Genomic DNA, 14,205 nt, shown 5'->3' with positions numbered 1-14,205 from the left:
GTCACCCGAGCGCGGGTATTCAACTGCCCGCCACCCACCGAATCGGCGCGTCGCCTCGGCCCCGCCCGGCGAAAGTCGCTGGGCGGGGCCGATTGTCACGCGAAAACTATTTGGCCGGTGCGGTGAACGGCTGGTTGATGGTGGTGAAGTATTGGATGGCCGCGCCGATGGCGAAGGGCGCGGTCACGAAGATCTGACCCAGCAGGGTGCCGATCGCGCCGACGGCCAGGATGCCGCCGATGCAGCCGATGGCCGCGGCCGGGATGAACGGGCCGAACAGGCCGATGATGGTGGCCGAGGCGACCGTGGCACCCGCGATACCGCCCAGCACGCAGCCGAGCGCACCGCCGCCGATGCCGCCGACCAGGGTGCCGATGGTGGCGCCCAGGCTGATCGTGCTGGTGAACCGGCTCCAGGCGGCCTGCTCACGGTCGTATTCCGACTTCCACGGCGCCTTGTCCTCGTGCGGCAGCGCGACCGGCTTGTATACGGCCTTGTCCCGCGCGATCTGCGGCGTGAGCGTCGCGGTGCGGTCGGAGATCTGCGCGGCGATCGGGAATTCGAAATCGTCGATCCGGAACGACAGCGGCGTGCCCGCGACCGTAAGACCGTTGGCGGCCTTGATCTTCAAGGCATTGTCCTCGACCACGAGCGAGCCCGAGTCGATCGAGATGATCGACTGCGTATCGGTGGCCCGGGCGGTGAAATTGATCGGCGTCTCGTCGGCGACCGGCGCGGCGCCGGCGCTGCCCGCGGCGATTCCGGTCGCCGCGGTAACCAGTGCGGCCACGACGGCCAGTTTCCTGATCTTCATGTACTGCTATCCCTCATCTCGACAGTGCTTCGATGAGGGTCAAGCTTTATTGAGCGAACATCAGGTGACGAGGAAATTACGCAGTGCGATTCTTACTTACCGGTAGCTTTGGCTGCGGCCTTCGCTTCCTTCTTGAACGCGCGCACCTCGAGCAGCGTCTCCTGATCGACGATATCGGCGGCCGAACGCCGCGAATTCGGCTCCGAATAGGCGCCCGCGGCCCGCTCCCACCCGGCGGGCCGCACCCCGAGCTGTTTGCCCAGCAGCGCCAAGAAGATTCGCGCTTTCTGATCGCCGTAGCCGGGCAGGTCCTTGAGCCGTCGCAGCACCTCTGTGCCGTCGGGATCGCCCGCGGTCCAGATCGCCGCGGTGTCGCCGTCGTAGTGCTCGAGCACATACCGCGCCAGATCCTGCGTGCGCCGGGCCATCGAGCGGCCGTAGCGATGGATGGCCGGCGGCGTCGAGCAGAGCTCCTCGAAAGCCTGCTGGTCCGCGGCGGCGATCCGATGGATATCGAAGCCATCCATCCGGTCGGCGATCTTGCGCGGCCCGCGGAAGGCGTGTTCGAGCGGATACTGCTGATCCAGCAGCATGCCGGTGAGCAGTGCGAACGGATCCTCGGAGAGCAGACGATCCGCCTCCGGCTCCTGCGCGAGACACAGTTGTGCGGTCACCATCGATCCTTTCCTGCGGCCAGTGCAACCCGATCCGCATCGATCATTCCACTCCGCGGTCGGCGGATCATCCGAGTGCGCTGCGTCACAGCTGAGCGTATGCTCCGGCCATGCCTCAGACGACGGCCTCAGCTCAGGACCGGCTCAGCGACACCTACGCACCGCGACCGGATCGTTTCGACCGCGCCGGCCAGGACCAACTGGTCGACGTGCGCGACCTGCACGCGGCCCTGCCCGGCATCCACCGGCTGCGGAACTGGGCGCACGACGCGCTCGCCCTGCGTCCCGGCGAACATGCCGTGGACATCGGCTCCGGCACCGGCTCGGAAGTCATGGCTTTCGCCGACGCCGTCGGCCCGACCGGCGCCGCGGTCGGCGTCGAACCCGACCCGCACCTGCTCGCGTCCGCCGAACGCCGTGCCGAGCAGGCCGGCTCGCGCGCCAAATTCCACTCCGGGGATGCCTACGGCCTGCCGTTCGGCGCGGACAGCTTCGACGCGGCCCTGTGCGAGCGGGTGTTCCAGCACCTGACCGCGCCCGCCCGCGCCGCCGCCGAGATCGCGCGGGTGCTGCGCCCCGGCGGCCGAGCGGTCGTCGTCGACGTCGACTGGGGCACCGCGATCGTGCATCCGGGGGATCGGTCGGTGGTGCGCGAGGTGATCGATACCCTGGTCGCGGCCACCACCAATCCGTTCTCCGGCCGCCGCCTGCCCGGCCTGCTCACCACGGCGGGCCTGGTCATCGACGACATCGGCTCGCACGCGCTGGTGCAGGACCGCACGGTCGGCGCGGGTGCGCTGGTGCAGCGGATCTCGGCGATGGCGGTGGCGCGCGGCGCGATCGGCGAAGCGCAGCGTGACGCACTGCTCGCCGATCTGGCGGGTGGCGCCGAGAACGGTGACATCCACCTGTCGGTCACCATGTTCGCGGTGCTCGCGCGCAAACCCGAATAGGCACGAAAACGGCGGGCGTCCAGGACGCCCGCCGTTTCCCTATCGGCCTATTTGTCGAGCAGTTTCTCGGTCGCGGCCAGCAGCACGCAGGTGGCCAGCCCGTCCATCGCCTGCTCCAGCTCCGGCAGCTTCGGGAAGCTGGGCGCGATGCGAATGTTCTTGTCCTCCGGGTCGTTGCGGTACGGGAAGGCCGAGCCGGCGGCGGTCAACGCGATACCCGCGTCCTTGGCCAGCGCGATCACCCGGGCCGCGGTGCCCTCGAGCACATCGAGGCTGATGAAGTAGCCGCCCTTCGGCTCCGTCCAGGACGCGACCTTCGAGGCGCCCAGCCGGTCCTCCAGAATCCGCAGCACCAGCTGGAACTTCGGCTCCAGCAATTCGCGGTGCTTCTGCATATGCGCGCGCACACCGGCCGCGTCGGTGAAGAAACGCAGGTGGCGCAGCTGGTTGAGCTTGTCCGGGCCGATGCTCTTGCGCCCGGCGTGCGACAGGTACCAGTCCAGGTTCGCGCTCGACCCGCCCAGGAAACTCACGCCCGCGCCCGCGAAGGTGATCTTCGAGGTGGAAGCGAAAACCAGTGGGCGGTTCGGGTTTCCGGCTGCGGCGGCCAGACCCAGGACGTCCAGCACCGGTTCGGCGGTGTCGGTCAGCGGGTGTACCGCGTAGGCGTTGTCCCAGAACAGGCGGAAGTCCGGAGCCGCGGCGGGCATCGAAACCAGTTCGCGCACAACCTCTTCGGAGTAGGTCAAGCCGGTCGGGTTGGAGTAGTTCGGCACCGCCCACAGACCCTTGATCTGCGGATCGCCGGCCAGCAACGCGGCGATCGCGTGGGTATCGGGGCCGTCGTTACGCATCGGGATCGGGATCATCTCGAAACCGAGCGCCTCGGTGATGGCGAAATGCCGGTCGTAGCCGGGGGCGGGGCACAGCCACTTGACGGTGTCCTCGGCGACCCAGCGCCGTTCGGAATCGGGTGTGCCATACAGCATCGCGAAGGAGATGATGTCGTGCATGAGCTCGAGGCTGGCGTTGTTGCCGGCCAGCAGATTCGACACCGGGATACCGAGTAGTTCGCCGAAGATGGCGCGCAGTTCCGGCAGACCGTGCAGGCCGCCGTAGTTGCGGCAGTCGGTACCGGTGCCGTCGGTGAAATCACCCGAGCCGGGCAGGGCGAGCAGGGCCGCGGAGAGGTCGAGTTGTTCCGGTGAGGGTTTGCCTCGGGTCAGATCCAGCGTGAGCTTCTCGGTCTGGAGCGTCGCGTAATTCGCGGTCTGGGTCTCGTGTTCGGACACGAGCTCCTCGTGGCTCATCAAACCGATCTGCGTTTGCCGGGGCATCCTGTGCAGCCTTTCGAAGCGGCGAATGGGCATATATTGGGCGGGTCCAAGCCATGGGGCGGACCGCGATTCACCGTACCCGGGTGTTGCTCCGAAGTGGAGGGGATTGTTTTAAGGGGACCCCGCGCACCCGGCAGAGCCCGTTGACCCTTGCTGCCTTCCGGCCCTGGGGGAGTTCACAGGATGCGCGCCGCGCGGGATCCGCAGACGAGTGTAGCGGACGATCACCGATCACCATCAGGTGCCCCGAATACGGCTACGATCGGTCGCAATAACGGAGGGGCTTGCCCAGACAAAGGTACGAGGGGACCGGTCGCGTGACTGAGAAGAATCCACCCAACGGCGATGCGACACCGGAGGGTGCGGACCCGGCCGCGCACTGGTGGGAGCAGCCGACCGCGGCGGCGTCGGGTGCGCCGGATCCGGCCCGCTCGGATCCGACCATGATCGGAACTCCCACAACGCCTTTCGCGGGGCAGGAGCAGTACACCCCGCCGCCGCAGCCGCAATACGCGGCTCCACCGCCCTACACCGCGCCGCAGCCGCAGCCGCAGTACGGCGCCCAGCCCGGCTACGCGCCCCAGCCGGTGCCGTTCCAGCGGACCAGATCCAGCAAGACGCCCTGGCTGATCGCGGGCGGCATCGTGCTGGTGCTGGTGATCGGGTTGTTCGCGGGCTGTGTCGCGCTGATCAACACCGCCAGCGACAGCTACAAGAGCGGCGGCGGCAACGCCGAGGGCAAGTACGCCATGGACAAGATCACCAACGCGTGCAACCTGATCGACACCTCCTCGGTGACCAAGTGGGCCAAGACACCCTCCGGCGATCCCGAGCACACCGAGACCCAGCCCAAGAGCTACACCGGCGGCGAACTCAAGTGCCGTGCCACCTACAAGGAAGCCAGCACCAGCAGCAAGTACCACACCAACACCGCCTCGATCAGCCTGGACGTGTCCTTCCTCGGCGACGGCTCCTTCGCCGATCACGACTACGACAACTGGAAGCAGTACGACACCGGCACCACCGGCTCCGGCCTGTCCTCCGGCGATGTCACCGGCATCGGCGAGAAGGGCTACTGGCACTCCGAGGTCCGCGACTACTCCAGTTCGGCCATCACCGAGTACACGGTCGCGGTGCAGGACAGCAATGTCTCGATCAAGGTCGAGATCTCCGTCGACCGCGCCGACGGCGACTCTTTCGACAAGGAGGAACTCGGCGAGGTCGCCAAGGCGCAGGTCCGCAAAGCCCTGACCGGCCTCCAGAAGTAGCCCTCTGACAGGGGCATTTGGTACTCACCCGTACTTACCCGGTATGCTGCTCGACGGAGGATTCGCCTAGTGGCCTATGGCGCTCGCCTGGAACGCGGGTTGGGTTAACAGCCCTCAGGGGTTCAAATCCCCTATCCTCCGCCACAGCAACGCCCCTGACCAATGGTCAGGGGCGTTGCTTGTTTTCATCCACAGGTTGTCCTTTTGCGAGACTCGCATTGCCGATGCGAGATTCGGGTTATCGATCGGAAATCGTGCCCGCATTCGAAATCAATTGCCGGACAATAGATGTCGGTGTCGCGAGGTAATGTCTTTTGGGCCCGGCCGCGAGGGTTGGGCACGAAAGGATCAATCTGATGAAACGCGCCATTGTCCTCGGCATGCTCGCCACCGCGGTCACCGCCCTCGGAATGGGAACCGCTTCCGCGAAGACGATCGAGGCAGGCACGTACAGCAGCCGATCCGCCTGTGAGCAGGCGGGTAAGGCCCAGCTGCACGGCGATGTGCTGAGCTACCGCTGTAGCGCCACGTCCCCCATCCCGGGCACCAACGGGTACAACTACATCCTCCGCTTGGAAGTCGAGGAGTCCCGCCCGAACAATAACGAGCCCAGCCGTCCGTGCTCCCCGGGAACGGGCTCGGCGGCGATCTCCTGCTGATTCGGGCCCGCCTGAAGAATAGGCCCCCTGGATCGCTCCAGGGGGCCTTCGTATGGGCCGTGAATAACTCGAGGTGGTGTGTCGGAATTTGCGGATGCCGCCCTCGCCGCGATGATGAGGAAATGACGAGCGGGTTCGCGGTCAAGCGCGCGTACGACGGACCGGACGAGGGGGACGGATATCGGGTGCTGGTCGATCGATTGTGGCCGCGCGGGGTCAGCAAGGAGGAGGCGCGGATCGACGAGTGGGCCAAGGACGTGACACCCTCGGGCGCGCTGCGGACCTGGTTCCACCATGATCCGGGCGCGAACTTCGACGAGTTCGTGCGGCGCTACGAGGCCGAACTGGCCGGTGACGCGCAGCGGCAGGCGCTGACGAAGCTGCGGGACGAAGGGAAGCAGCGGCGGGTCACGCTGGTGACGGCCGCCAAGGACCCCGCGCACAGCCACGTCGCCGTGCTGCTCGCGCACCTGCGCTAGTCAGCGCACGCGGTCGTAGACCAGGGCCAGTTCGCCCAGTTCGCCGACCTCCCGGCGGACGATGCTCCACGTGGAACCGGGCAAACCGTCCTCGAACAGACGTTGTCCGCCACCCGCGATCTCCGGGCAGATCAGCAGGTAGAGCCGGTCGACGAGGTCGGCGGCGAGCAGCGGCTTGATGACGCTCGGGCTGGTGTTGACCAGGATGTCACCGGTGCCGGTGGCCCTCAGTTCGGTGAGCACGTCGGCGGTGGGGGCGTCGATCACGCGGGCGTGGTTCCAGGGGGATTCGGTCAAAGTGGAGGACAGGACCACCTTTTCGGTGTCGACCAGCCACTTGGCGTAACCGCGGTCGCGGGGATCGGCCTGCTCGTCCACGGCGACGGTGGACCAGAACCCCAGGAAGCCTTCGGCGCAACCCCGGCCCAGAACCGCGGTCGTGGCGTTCTCGTGGATCCAGCCGAGAAAGTCGCGCGCGGTGTCGGTGGTCGCGTACCGGACGATCGCGCCGGCGTCGGCGGGGCCGCCGGGACCGTGGTAGCGGCCGTCGAGGGTCAGGGCGATGTTCGCGGTTATCTTGCGTGCGTTCATGATCGGGCTTCCTTGTCTGTGGTGTGCGTGATGAGGTTGTCCAGGACCTGGCCCCAGCCGGTTTCGATTCCGGCGATGAACGGGACCGCCTCGACGGTGGTGTCGGTGATGCGCAGGTCGAGCCGTAGCGCGGTGCCCGCTGGGGTGGCGGTGAGCCGCAGGTCGTAGTGGCCGGTGAAGGACACCGCCCCCGCCGCGTCCAGGACCGAGAGATCGAATTCGAGGTGCTCCGGCGCGGTGGCGGCGTGCACCCGGCCTTCGGAGCGGTACCGCCGCCGCTCGGCGTCGCGGTAGTCGAGCACGGCGCGACCGCCCGCTTTCGGTTCGATCACGCAGTCGGTGATCGTCATCGAGGGCGGCGCCCACCAGGCCACCAGCTGGTCCGGGTCGGTCCACTGCCGCCACAGGACTTCCGGAGGCACCGGCAGGGCCCGCTCGAAGGTGAAATGTCGGCCGTCCGCCCAGCGTTGCCGGTTCGCCGCGAGCGAATCCGCCTCGATGGCGGCCTGGTACCGGGCCAGCACATCGCGTTCGCCTCGATGCGCCTCGACCGTGCCGACGAGTTCACGCAGCCGCTGCGCGAGGGCGGCCAGCGGGGCAGCTTCCAGCGCGTAGACCCGCCGCTGGCCCAAGGGATAGACCGCGACCAGGCCCGCGCGGGCCAGCGTTTGCAGATGCTTGGTGGTTTGAGGCTGCCGCAAACCGGTGAGTTCGGCGAGTTCACCTACCGAGCGGGGACGTTCGGCGAGCAGTTCGACGATGCGCCAGCGGGCGCTGTCTCCGAGTGCCGAGGCGACCTGTTCCATGCATTGAAGTATTCACTGTAGGGAATATTCCTGTCAAGGAATATCTCCTGAAACGCCGAACGCCCACCACCCGCTCAGGGTGATGGGCGTCCGCCGAGACAGGTCAGTGCGTGTTGCCGAAGACCTTCTTGCCGGGCGAATGTCCGTGCACGCCTTCGGCATACGCGGTCTCCGCATGCAGCGCGAAATCGATGCCCGAGGTCTCGTCCTCCTTGGTGATCCGGAAACCGACGGTGCGATCGATCAGCTTGCCGAGCACGAAACTGACCGTGAACGCGAACGCGGCGACCGCCAGGACGCCGACCAGCTGCTTACCCAGCTGGGCCGGCCCACCGCCGTAGAGCAGGCCCTCGACGCCTCCGGTCATCACCTGGTTGGCGAGCAGGCCGATCAGGATCGTGCCGACCACGCCGCCGACGAAGTGCACGCCGACCACATCCAGCGAATCGTCATAGCCCGCCCTGAACTTCCAGCCCACCGCGAACGAACACGCCACGCCCGCGATCAAACCGACGACCAGCGCGCCCACCGTGTTCACCGAACCGCAGGACGGGGTGATCGCCACCAGGCCGGCCACCACACCCGAGGCCGCGCCGAACGTGGTCGGGTGGCCGTCGCGGATCTGCTCCACCGCCAGCCAGCCGAGCATGCCGAGACAGCCAGCGACCAGCGTGTTCAGGAAGACCGCGGCGGCCGTGCCATTCGCGGCCAGCGCCGAGCCCGCGTTGAAGCCGAACCAGCCGAACCACAGCAGACCCGCGCCGAGCAGCACGAACGGCAGATTATGCGGGCGCATCGCGTCGACCTTGAAACCCACCCGCGGGCCGAGCACGATCGCCAGCGCCAAAGCCGAAGCACCGGAAGCGATCTCGACGACCAGACCGCCCGCGTAGTCCAGCGCGCCGAACTTCGCCAGCCAGCCGTCCGGACCCCACACCCAGTGCGCGATCGGCACGTACACCGCCAGCGTCCACAGCGGCACGAACACCATCCAGCCCGCGAATTTGGCCCGATCCGCGATCGCGCCGCTGACCAGCGCCGCGGTCAAGATCGCGAAGGTCAGCTGGAACGTGACATACAGCAGCTCCGGCACGGTGCCCTTCACTGTGTTCGGGTCGATGCCCGCCAGCCCGAGATGCTCCAGATTGCCGATCAGGCCGCCGCCCGCGTCCTCGCCGAAGGCCAGCGTGTAGCCGACCAGCAGCCAGACCACCGTCACCAGCGGAATCGCGATGAAGCTCATCATGAGCATGTTGAGTACGCCGGTGGAGCGCACCATTCCGCCGTAGAAGATGGCCAGGGCGGGCGTCATCAGCAACACCAATGCGGTGCTGATGAGCAGCCACGCGGTGGCCGCAGGATCGATCGAGGACACAGAAACTCCCTTCACGCAGAATTTGCGTTGCAAGGAAATTACTCCCCCGCCTCTCCGTGACTTCAGGCCAGACTCAGGTGCGTGACCAGTCACATTGGCGGCCGCCGGTACCGGCGAGGTCGAGTCGGCCGGTACCCGGTGAGTTACCCGTGTTCTTCACAGATCGGTTGTCGCCCTCATGAACGGGATTTTCGGGCGAGGGTGCGCAGGCCGCGTTTTCCCGGGATCGGGAGGTCGTCCTCGTCGATCGCGATCCATTCGGCGGTGGTCAGCCACAGCTGCTGGATGCGGGCGTCGGCGGTGTCGTGGAACAGGCGGCGGCCGCGGTCGTCGCGGAGTTCGCGGGCCAGCGCCGACCAGCGTGGCGGACGTCCATGCTCGGCGCGGTGCTCGGCCAGGAAGCCCGCCACCAGGGTGCCGATCGTATTGACCGGCCGCAGCGACACCCGGTTGCCGTACTTCGAGGCATGGAAACGCCTTGCCGCGCACAGCGATTGCGGATTCGCGTTGGAGGCGATCCAACCGGCCCGCTGAGCGCGCTCGATCAACCACAGATGTTTCACCGCCGTGGGCGCGATCTCGCCGATCCGCTCGGCGATCAGCGCCATCACCGGTGCGGAGGACAGCGCGTCGCGGCGAGTGGGGCCGGTGCCGTGCGCGGTCCAGTGCTCGTGCGCGAGCCGCGCCAGGACCTTGCCGAAGTCGTCGATGCTGCGCTGTGCGCGCCGGCCCAGGCGTTCGATCCGCTCGGCCTCGCGGCGCATCTCGTTCTGTGCGGTCAAGGTGCGGATGGCGGCCATGGTCGGCACCTGACCGCGCTCGAGAAGCTCGAGGATGGCGGTGGCGGTGGCCGGGTCGGCGGCCGCGGCGACCGGTAGCGAATCGCGTTTGAGGTCGAAGTCCTGTGGGCTGATGGCTCGGCTGAGTAGATCGACCGCGGCGCGGTCTCCGGCGAAGTCGGTGCTGGAGAGCCAAGCCGAGGCGATGTCATCACAGGACGGCACGGGGGAGATTCCTCCGGGTACGTGTCGGTGAAATCGGGACTCCAGGTTGTGCCCCGGTCGGGATGAGGGACCGGCCGGGGCCACCAACCTGATGAAGGTTTGGCTACCGAAGTTGCCGAGTGCCACGGTAGCCAGCCGATTGCGTGATGTCATGGGAGGTAATGGATTCGTTACCTCCGAAATAATCCGTGATAACGGGGCGGGAGTTCGAAATAGTGCTGATCGGATGGGTGTATTGCTGGTGTTCGTCGGCTGGGCGGCGGGCCCGCCTGGTGATTGCTAATACGTTGCTGTTGCGGGTTTCGTGAAGTGCGCTGGAATCGGGTGCGTTGTCAGCTGTGATCTACATCACATAATTGGATGTTTGCGCTGCGCCGACCGGCGGCCTCCCGGCGGGTGTGGGTTTTGTCGGTGGTCGCCGGTAACCTCTGGCCGTGGCTCTGTACCGGAAGTACCGACCGGCAACATTCGCTGAGGTAGTGGGTCAGGAGCACGTCACCGACCCGATCAGCACCGCCCTGGACACCGGGCGGATCAGTCATGCCTACCTGTTCTCCGGCCCGCGCGGCTGCGGCAAGACCTCGTCCGCCCGCATCCTCGCGCGCTCGCTGAACTGCGTCGAAGGTCCCACCTCGACACCCTGCGGCGTCTGCCCGTCATGCGTGGCGCTGGGGCCCGGCGGTCCGGGCAACCTCGACGTCATCGAACTCGACGCGGCCAGCCACGGCGGCGTCGACGACACCCGCGAACTCCGCGACCGCGCCTTCTACGCGCCCGCCGAATCCCGCTACCGCGTCTTCATCGTCGACGAAGCGCACATGGTCACCACCGCGGGCTTCAACGCGCTGCTCAAGATCGTCGAGGAGCCGCCCGCCCACCTGATCTTCATCTTCGCGACCACCGAGCCGGACAAGGTGCTGCCCACCATCCGTTCGCGCACCCACCACTACCCGTTCCGGCTGCTGCCCCCCGCGACCATGCGCGGCCTGCTCGGCAAGATCTGCGACCAGGAACACGTGCCGGTCGAGGAAGCCGTGTACCCGTTGGTGATTCGCGCCGGCGGCGGTTCCCCGCGCGACAGCCTCAGCGTGCTCGATCAGCTGCTGGCCGGCGCCGGACCCGAGGGCGTCACCTACGACCGTGCGGTGTCGCTGCTCGGCGTCACCGATGTCGCCCTGATCGACGACGCCGTCGAAGCTCTCGCAGTCGATGACGGCGCGGCCCTGTTCGGCGCGGTCGACCGGGTCATGGAGGCCGGGCACGATCCGCGCCGCTTCGCCGTCGACCTGCTGGAGCGTTTCCGCGACCTGATCCTGCTGCGCGCGGTCCCCGACGCCGTCGAACGCAACCTGGTCACCGGCCCCGGCGATGTGCTGGAACGCATGAGCGATCAGGCCCAGCGCGTCGGCGCGGCCACGCTCGCCCGCTACGCCGAGCTCCTGCACGAGGGCCTCGGCGAGATGCGCGGCGCCACCGCCCCCCGCCTCCTGCTCGAAATCGTCTGCGCCCGCATGCTCCTCCCGTCGGTCTCCGACGCGGAATCCGCCACCCTGCAACGCCTGGAACGTCTCGAACGCGCAGGGGTGGGCCCTGCCGCCGCGGACTCGTCCGCGGCCGGCTCCGCTCGCCCCGCCGCTGCGGACTCGTCCGCCGCCGCACCCCCGCACCGGCCCGCCGCCCCCGAACCCGGCCGCCGCCGCGGCGCCGAAGCCCTCGCCGCCGCTCGAGCCGAACGTAGCGGCGCTTCGAAACCTCAACCAGCCGCCGACGCGCGAACCGCGCCCGGCTCCACCGCCGCGTCCGCTGGTTCTCCTGCGGGGTCTACTGGCTCAGCTCCCTCGCCTGTTGATTCCGCCCCGGGGTCTGTCGGCTCTGCCCGGGGGTCTGTCGGCTCTGCCCGGGGATCTGTCGGTTCCAGCCCAGAGTCTGCTGGCTCCGCTCCGGCATCCGGCGGCACTCCGTCTGCGCCGGTCGGTTCCGCTCCGGCGTCTGTTGGCTCTACCTCAGCGTCCGCCGGTTCCGCATCAGCCTCGGCGGCGACAGACAACGCGGGGCACCCGATGTCCGCCACTGAACCCGTGCGGGGCGCCAGCGGTTCCGGCTCGGTACAGCACGATTCTCCGTCGGTCGCCGGGCATGGTTCCGCGACTGGCGCCGGACATGTCGAAGCGGCTGGTTCCATCCCGGGTGCAGCTCAGGGTGCTGAGCGTGCGGTGACATCGAATCTCGCTGAACTGGCACCGGGTTCCGCCTCGACCGAGCCGGTCGGCGGGCCGGACCCCGTTGCTGGTCGGCTGGGTGCCGTATCGGCCGGGCAGGGTCCTGGTGATCAGGGCGCAGCTGCTCGAGCGACGAGCACCGCGGCGCAGGGTGTCGATCCCCAGTTCGCGCCGAGCTCCGCTGAGAAGGCATCGGATTCGGCGGGGCGCGACGTCGGCCGGCGCGAAGCGTCCGAGCACGGCGTGGGTGCACCTCGAGGTGCTGTTCGTGCGGTCGCGCAGGGCTCTGCTGAGCCGGCTGCGGGGGTAACCGGTCCAGGGGGTGCGCGTCTCGATGGCGAGGATGTGTCGCAGCACCCTGTCCAATCGACCGCAAGTGTTCCGCCGCCGGGCGCTGAGCAGGGGATCTCATCTCATTCGGCCGAGATGGCGTCGCATGCCGATACGCACGGTGTGCAGGATTACTCCGATGCACAAGGTGCGGTTCCGCATGGCGTGCACGGCTCCGGTACTGGGGTCCCGGGCAGTTCCGGGGCGCCAGCGCCGGGCGTCGCATCGGATTTCGCGTCGCCGGCTGAGCGCGATCCGGCGGCGCGAGGTGCCACGTCGATGGCCCCGGAGCTCGGTGCGCCGACAACCGAACAACCGCGGAACCTCGGCGCGCGAGATGGTTCGCCAACTGCGCAGAGCTCGGCGGCCAGCGAGGGGTCGCCGGTGCGAGGCGATCACGGCAACGGGCGTGACGCGGCGAACACCGAGGCCGTGGGTGGTGCGGACAACCATCAACCTGATCAGGCGACCGCAGCGGAGCCTCAGCGAGTGACACAACAGCGGCCGCCAGTGGAAAGTGGCGCTGCGGGGGCAGGTTCCGAGGCGTCGGCGGGGGCTGGTGCGGCTATTGGACGTGGCGATGTGCCCGCGGCGGGTTCATCGGGGTTGAGCTCGGATGATGTGTTGCGCTCGGTGGAGGCGGCGTGGGCCGATATCCGGGCGAAGGTGCGAGAGTTCGGAGCCGCGGTGCAGGCGCTGCTTTCGGGTGCTTCGGTGGCGCGGATCGAGGGTGAGGTGATCGTGTTCGCGCACCAGCACGCGCCGTTGGCGAAGCGACTGTCCGAGCCGCGCAATATCGAAGCGGTGAAGTCGGCGGTGCGGGCGGTGCTCGGTCACGAATACGAGATCCGCTGGGAGGCAGGCGGTGCGGCCCCGCGGCAGGCAGCGCCGGCCGTCAAGGCCACGCGCGGTGCGCAGCCCGCCGCGCCGGGCGCGGGCAACTCCGGTGGTCCGGCCGCCCCGCCGCGGTTCTCCCGTCCCAGCCAGGCCAAGTCCGCCCAGCCGGCCGCCCCGCAGCGCTCGGCCCCGGACCCCAAACCGTTCGCCGAGGACGACATCCCGCCCCCCGACTACCCCGATCTACCGGACGACCCCGGCCCTTTTGACCCTCCGCCCGCTGAGCCGGGCGGCGAACCGACCTACGACGCGACCCCACGCGACCTGACCCCGGAGGAGGAGCAGGAATTCCTCGCCGAAGCCGCCAAGCCGGTCGCCCCCGAAGACCGCCGCGACCCGGACGAAGCCGCCCTCGAACTCCTCCGCGCAGAACTGGGCGCCACCCGAATCGACGGCTGACCCCCGCGTCCACCCCACCGGGGTATTGCCCAACCTCACATGGTTTGCCCGACGCAAGCACTTTCGAGTGTGTGGGGATGGGTTGGGGGTGGGGTGGTCCCCAGTGAGCTCGGCGCCACATCCCCAGATGGTTGACAAGGGTTGGCGGGAGGACGTTAAGTTAACCGGAGTTCGCACAGCGCGTACTATGAGCGGGTGGCCGTCGACTCGGGTGTGGCGAGGCTCTATCGTGAGCAGTTGCGTGCCCGAATTTGTACAGCGTTATGCGGCACGAACGACGAGCCTGCAGCGTTATCGATGCGTGGCTCGGACAGCGTCGCCCAATTGAATACAGACGGTCGGTCGTAGCGCCGGTCGGTGCACAGAGCGCTCGGACGGGTGAACTCCCGGCCGCCGCACC

General features: G+C 68.1%; 12 protein-coding genes, 1 tRNA gene and 1 other RNA gene. 6 read left to right on the top strand and 8 right to left on the bottom strand.

The window, feature by feature from the left end:
- Positions 1 to 106: 106 nt before the first annotated feature.
- Both ACFVMC_RS04900 and ACFVMC_RS04895 read right to left on the bottom strand, forming a co-directional pair.
- Entirely contained in the window at positions 107 to 814 is a 708-nt protein-coding gene (locus ACFVMC_RS04900; RefSeq protein ID WP_379206918.1) for a hypothetical protein, read from the bottom strand.
- Between the two features lie 92 nt (positions 815 to 906).
- On the bottom strand, positions 907 to 1,488 hold the full coding sequence (locus ACFVMC_RS04895; RefSeq protein WP_379206916.1) for an HhH-GPD-type base excision DNA repair protein: 582 nt from the start codon (positions 1,486 to 1,488) through the stop codon (positions 907 to 909).
- 110 nt (positions 1,489 to 1,598) lie between these two features.
- On the opposite strand from ACFVMC_RS04895, the gene ACFVMC_RS04890 reads away from it, so the two are divergent.
- Positions 1,599 to 2,441: a methyltransferase domain-containing protein gene (locus ACFVMC_RS04890; RefSeq protein ID WP_379206914.1), complete on the top strand. Its 843-nt coding sequence runs from the start codon at positions 1,599 to 1,601 to the stop codon at positions 2,439 to 2,441.
- 47 nt (positions 2,442 to 2,488) lie between these two features.
- Here the strand turns inward: ACFVMC_RS04890 and ACFVMC_RS04885 are convergent, their stop codons facing one another.
- Positions 2,489 to 3,778, bottom strand: a complete 1,290-nt coding sequence (locus ACFVMC_RS04885; RefSeq protein ID WP_379206912.1) for an aminotransferase class I/II-fold pyridoxal phosphate-dependent enzyme — start codon at positions 3,776 to 3,778, stop codon at positions 2,489 to 2,491.
- Between the two features lie 111 nt (positions 3,779 to 3,889).
- Positions 3,890 to 3,984: signal recognition particle sRNA small type (ffs, locus tag ACFVMC_RS04880), an RNA gene on the bottom strand.
- Positions 3,985 to 4,095: 111 nt separating this feature from the next.
- On the opposite strand from ffs, the gene ACFVMC_RS04875 reads away from it, so the two are divergent.
- The 4 genes from ACFVMC_RS04875 to ACFVMC_RS04860 all read left to right on the top strand — a co-directional run bounded on the left by ACFVMC_RS04875 (position 4,096) and on the right by ACFVMC_RS04860 (position 6,184).
- Entirely contained in the window at positions 4,096 to 5,046 is a 951-nt protein-coding gene (locus ACFVMC_RS04875; protein ID WP_379206910.1) for a hypothetical protein, read from the top strand.
- A 55-nt stretch (positions 5,047 to 5,101) separates the two neighbouring features.
- A tRNA-Ser gene (locus ACFVMC_RS04870) sits at positions 5,102 to 5,190 on the top strand.
- Positions 5,191 to 5,402: 212 nt separating this feature from the next.
- Positions 5,403 to 5,705 (top strand): hypothetical protein, encoded by a 303-nt coding sequence (locus tag ACFVMC_RS04865; protein WP_379206908.1) that lies wholly within the window; start codon positions 5,403 to 5,405, stop codon positions 5,703 to 5,705.
- Between the two features lie 122 nt (positions 5,706 to 5,827).
- Positions 5,828 to 6,184, top strand: a complete 357-nt coding sequence (locus tag ACFVMC_RS04860; protein WP_379206906.1) for a DUF488 domain-containing protein — start codon at positions 5,828 to 5,830, stop codon at positions 6,182 to 6,184.
- Here the strand turns inward: ACFVMC_RS04860 and ACFVMC_RS04855 are convergent, their stop codons facing one another.
- From ACFVMC_RS04855 to ACFVMC_RS04840, 4 genes are all read right to left on the bottom strand, one after another.
- Entirely contained in the window at positions 6,185 to 6,775 is a 591-nt protein-coding gene (locus tag ACFVMC_RS04855) for a dihydrofolate reductase family protein (protein ID WP_379206904.1), read from the bottom strand.
- Positions 6,772 to 7,581 (bottom strand): metalloregulator ArsR/SmtB family transcription factor, encoded by an 810-nt coding sequence (locus ACFVMC_RS04850; protein WP_379206902.1) that lies wholly within the window; start codon positions 7,579 to 7,581, stop codon positions 6,772 to 6,774. The genes ACFVMC_RS04855 and ACFVMC_RS04850 overlap by 4 nt, the downstream gene beginning before the upstream one ends.
- 103 nt (positions 7,582 to 7,684) lie before the next feature.
- Positions 7,685 to 8,956 (bottom strand): ammonium transporter, encoded by a 1,272-nt coding sequence (locus tag ACFVMC_RS04845; protein ID WP_379206901.1) that lies wholly within the window; start codon positions 8,954 to 8,956, stop codon positions 7,685 to 7,687.
- Positions 8,957 to 9,132: 176 nt separating this feature from the next.
- Positions 9,133 to 9,960 (bottom strand): hypothetical protein, encoded by an 828-nt coding sequence (locus ACFVMC_RS04840; RefSeq protein ID WP_379206899.1) that lies wholly within the window; start codon positions 9,958 to 9,960, stop codon positions 9,133 to 9,135.
- Between the two features lie 434 nt (positions 9,961 to 10,394).
- On the opposite strand from ACFVMC_RS04840, the gene ACFVMC_RS04835 reads away from it, so the two are divergent.
- On the top strand, positions 10,395 to 13,805 hold the full coding sequence (locus ACFVMC_RS04835; protein WP_379206897.1) for a DNA polymerase III subunit gamma and tau: 3,411 nt from the start codon (positions 10,395 to 10,397) through the stop codon (positions 13,803 to 13,805).
- Positions 13,806 to 14,205: the final 400 nt, after the last annotated feature.

The sequence above is a fragment of the Nocardia sp. NPDC127579 genome, from assembly GCF_042672005.1.
Lineage (GTDB): Bacteria > Actinomycetota > Actinomycetes > Mycobacteriales > Mycobacteriaceae > Nocardia.
Note: the sequence above shows the minus strand (reverse complement) of the source record. Positions and strands in the feature narration are given on the sequence as shown.

Excerpts from the sequence above, each read along its gene's own strand:
- ACFVMC_RS04900 (WP_379206918.1), bottom strand. The coding sequence starts at position 814 with ATGAAGATCAGGAAACTGGCCGTCGTGGCCGCACTGGTTACCGCGGCG.
- ACFVMC_RS04890 (WP_379206914.1), top strand. The coding sequence starts at position 1,599 with ATGCCTCAGACGACGGCCTCAGCTCAGGACCGGCTCAGCGACACCTAC.
- ACFVMC_RS04885 (WP_379206912.1), bottom strand. The coding sequence starts at position 3,778 with ATGCCCCGGCAAACGCAGATCGGTTTGATGAGCCACGAGGAGCTCGTG.
- ACFVMC_RS04865 (WP_379206908.1), top strand. The coding sequence starts at position 5,403 with ATGAAACGCGCCATTGTCCTCGGCATGCTCGCCACCGCGGTCACCGCC.
- ACFVMC_RS04860 (WP_379206906.1), top strand. The coding sequence starts at position 5,828 with ATGACGAGCGGGTTCGCGGTCAAGCGCGCGTACGACGGACCGGACGAG.
- ACFVMC_RS04855 (WP_379206904.1), bottom strand. The coding sequence starts at position 6,775 with ATGAACGCACGCAAGATAACCGCGAACATCGCCCTGACCCTCGACGGC.
- ACFVMC_RS04850 (WP_379206902.1), bottom strand. The coding sequence starts at position 7,581 with ATGGAACAGGTCGCCTCGGCACTCGGAGACAGCGCCCGCTGGCGCATC.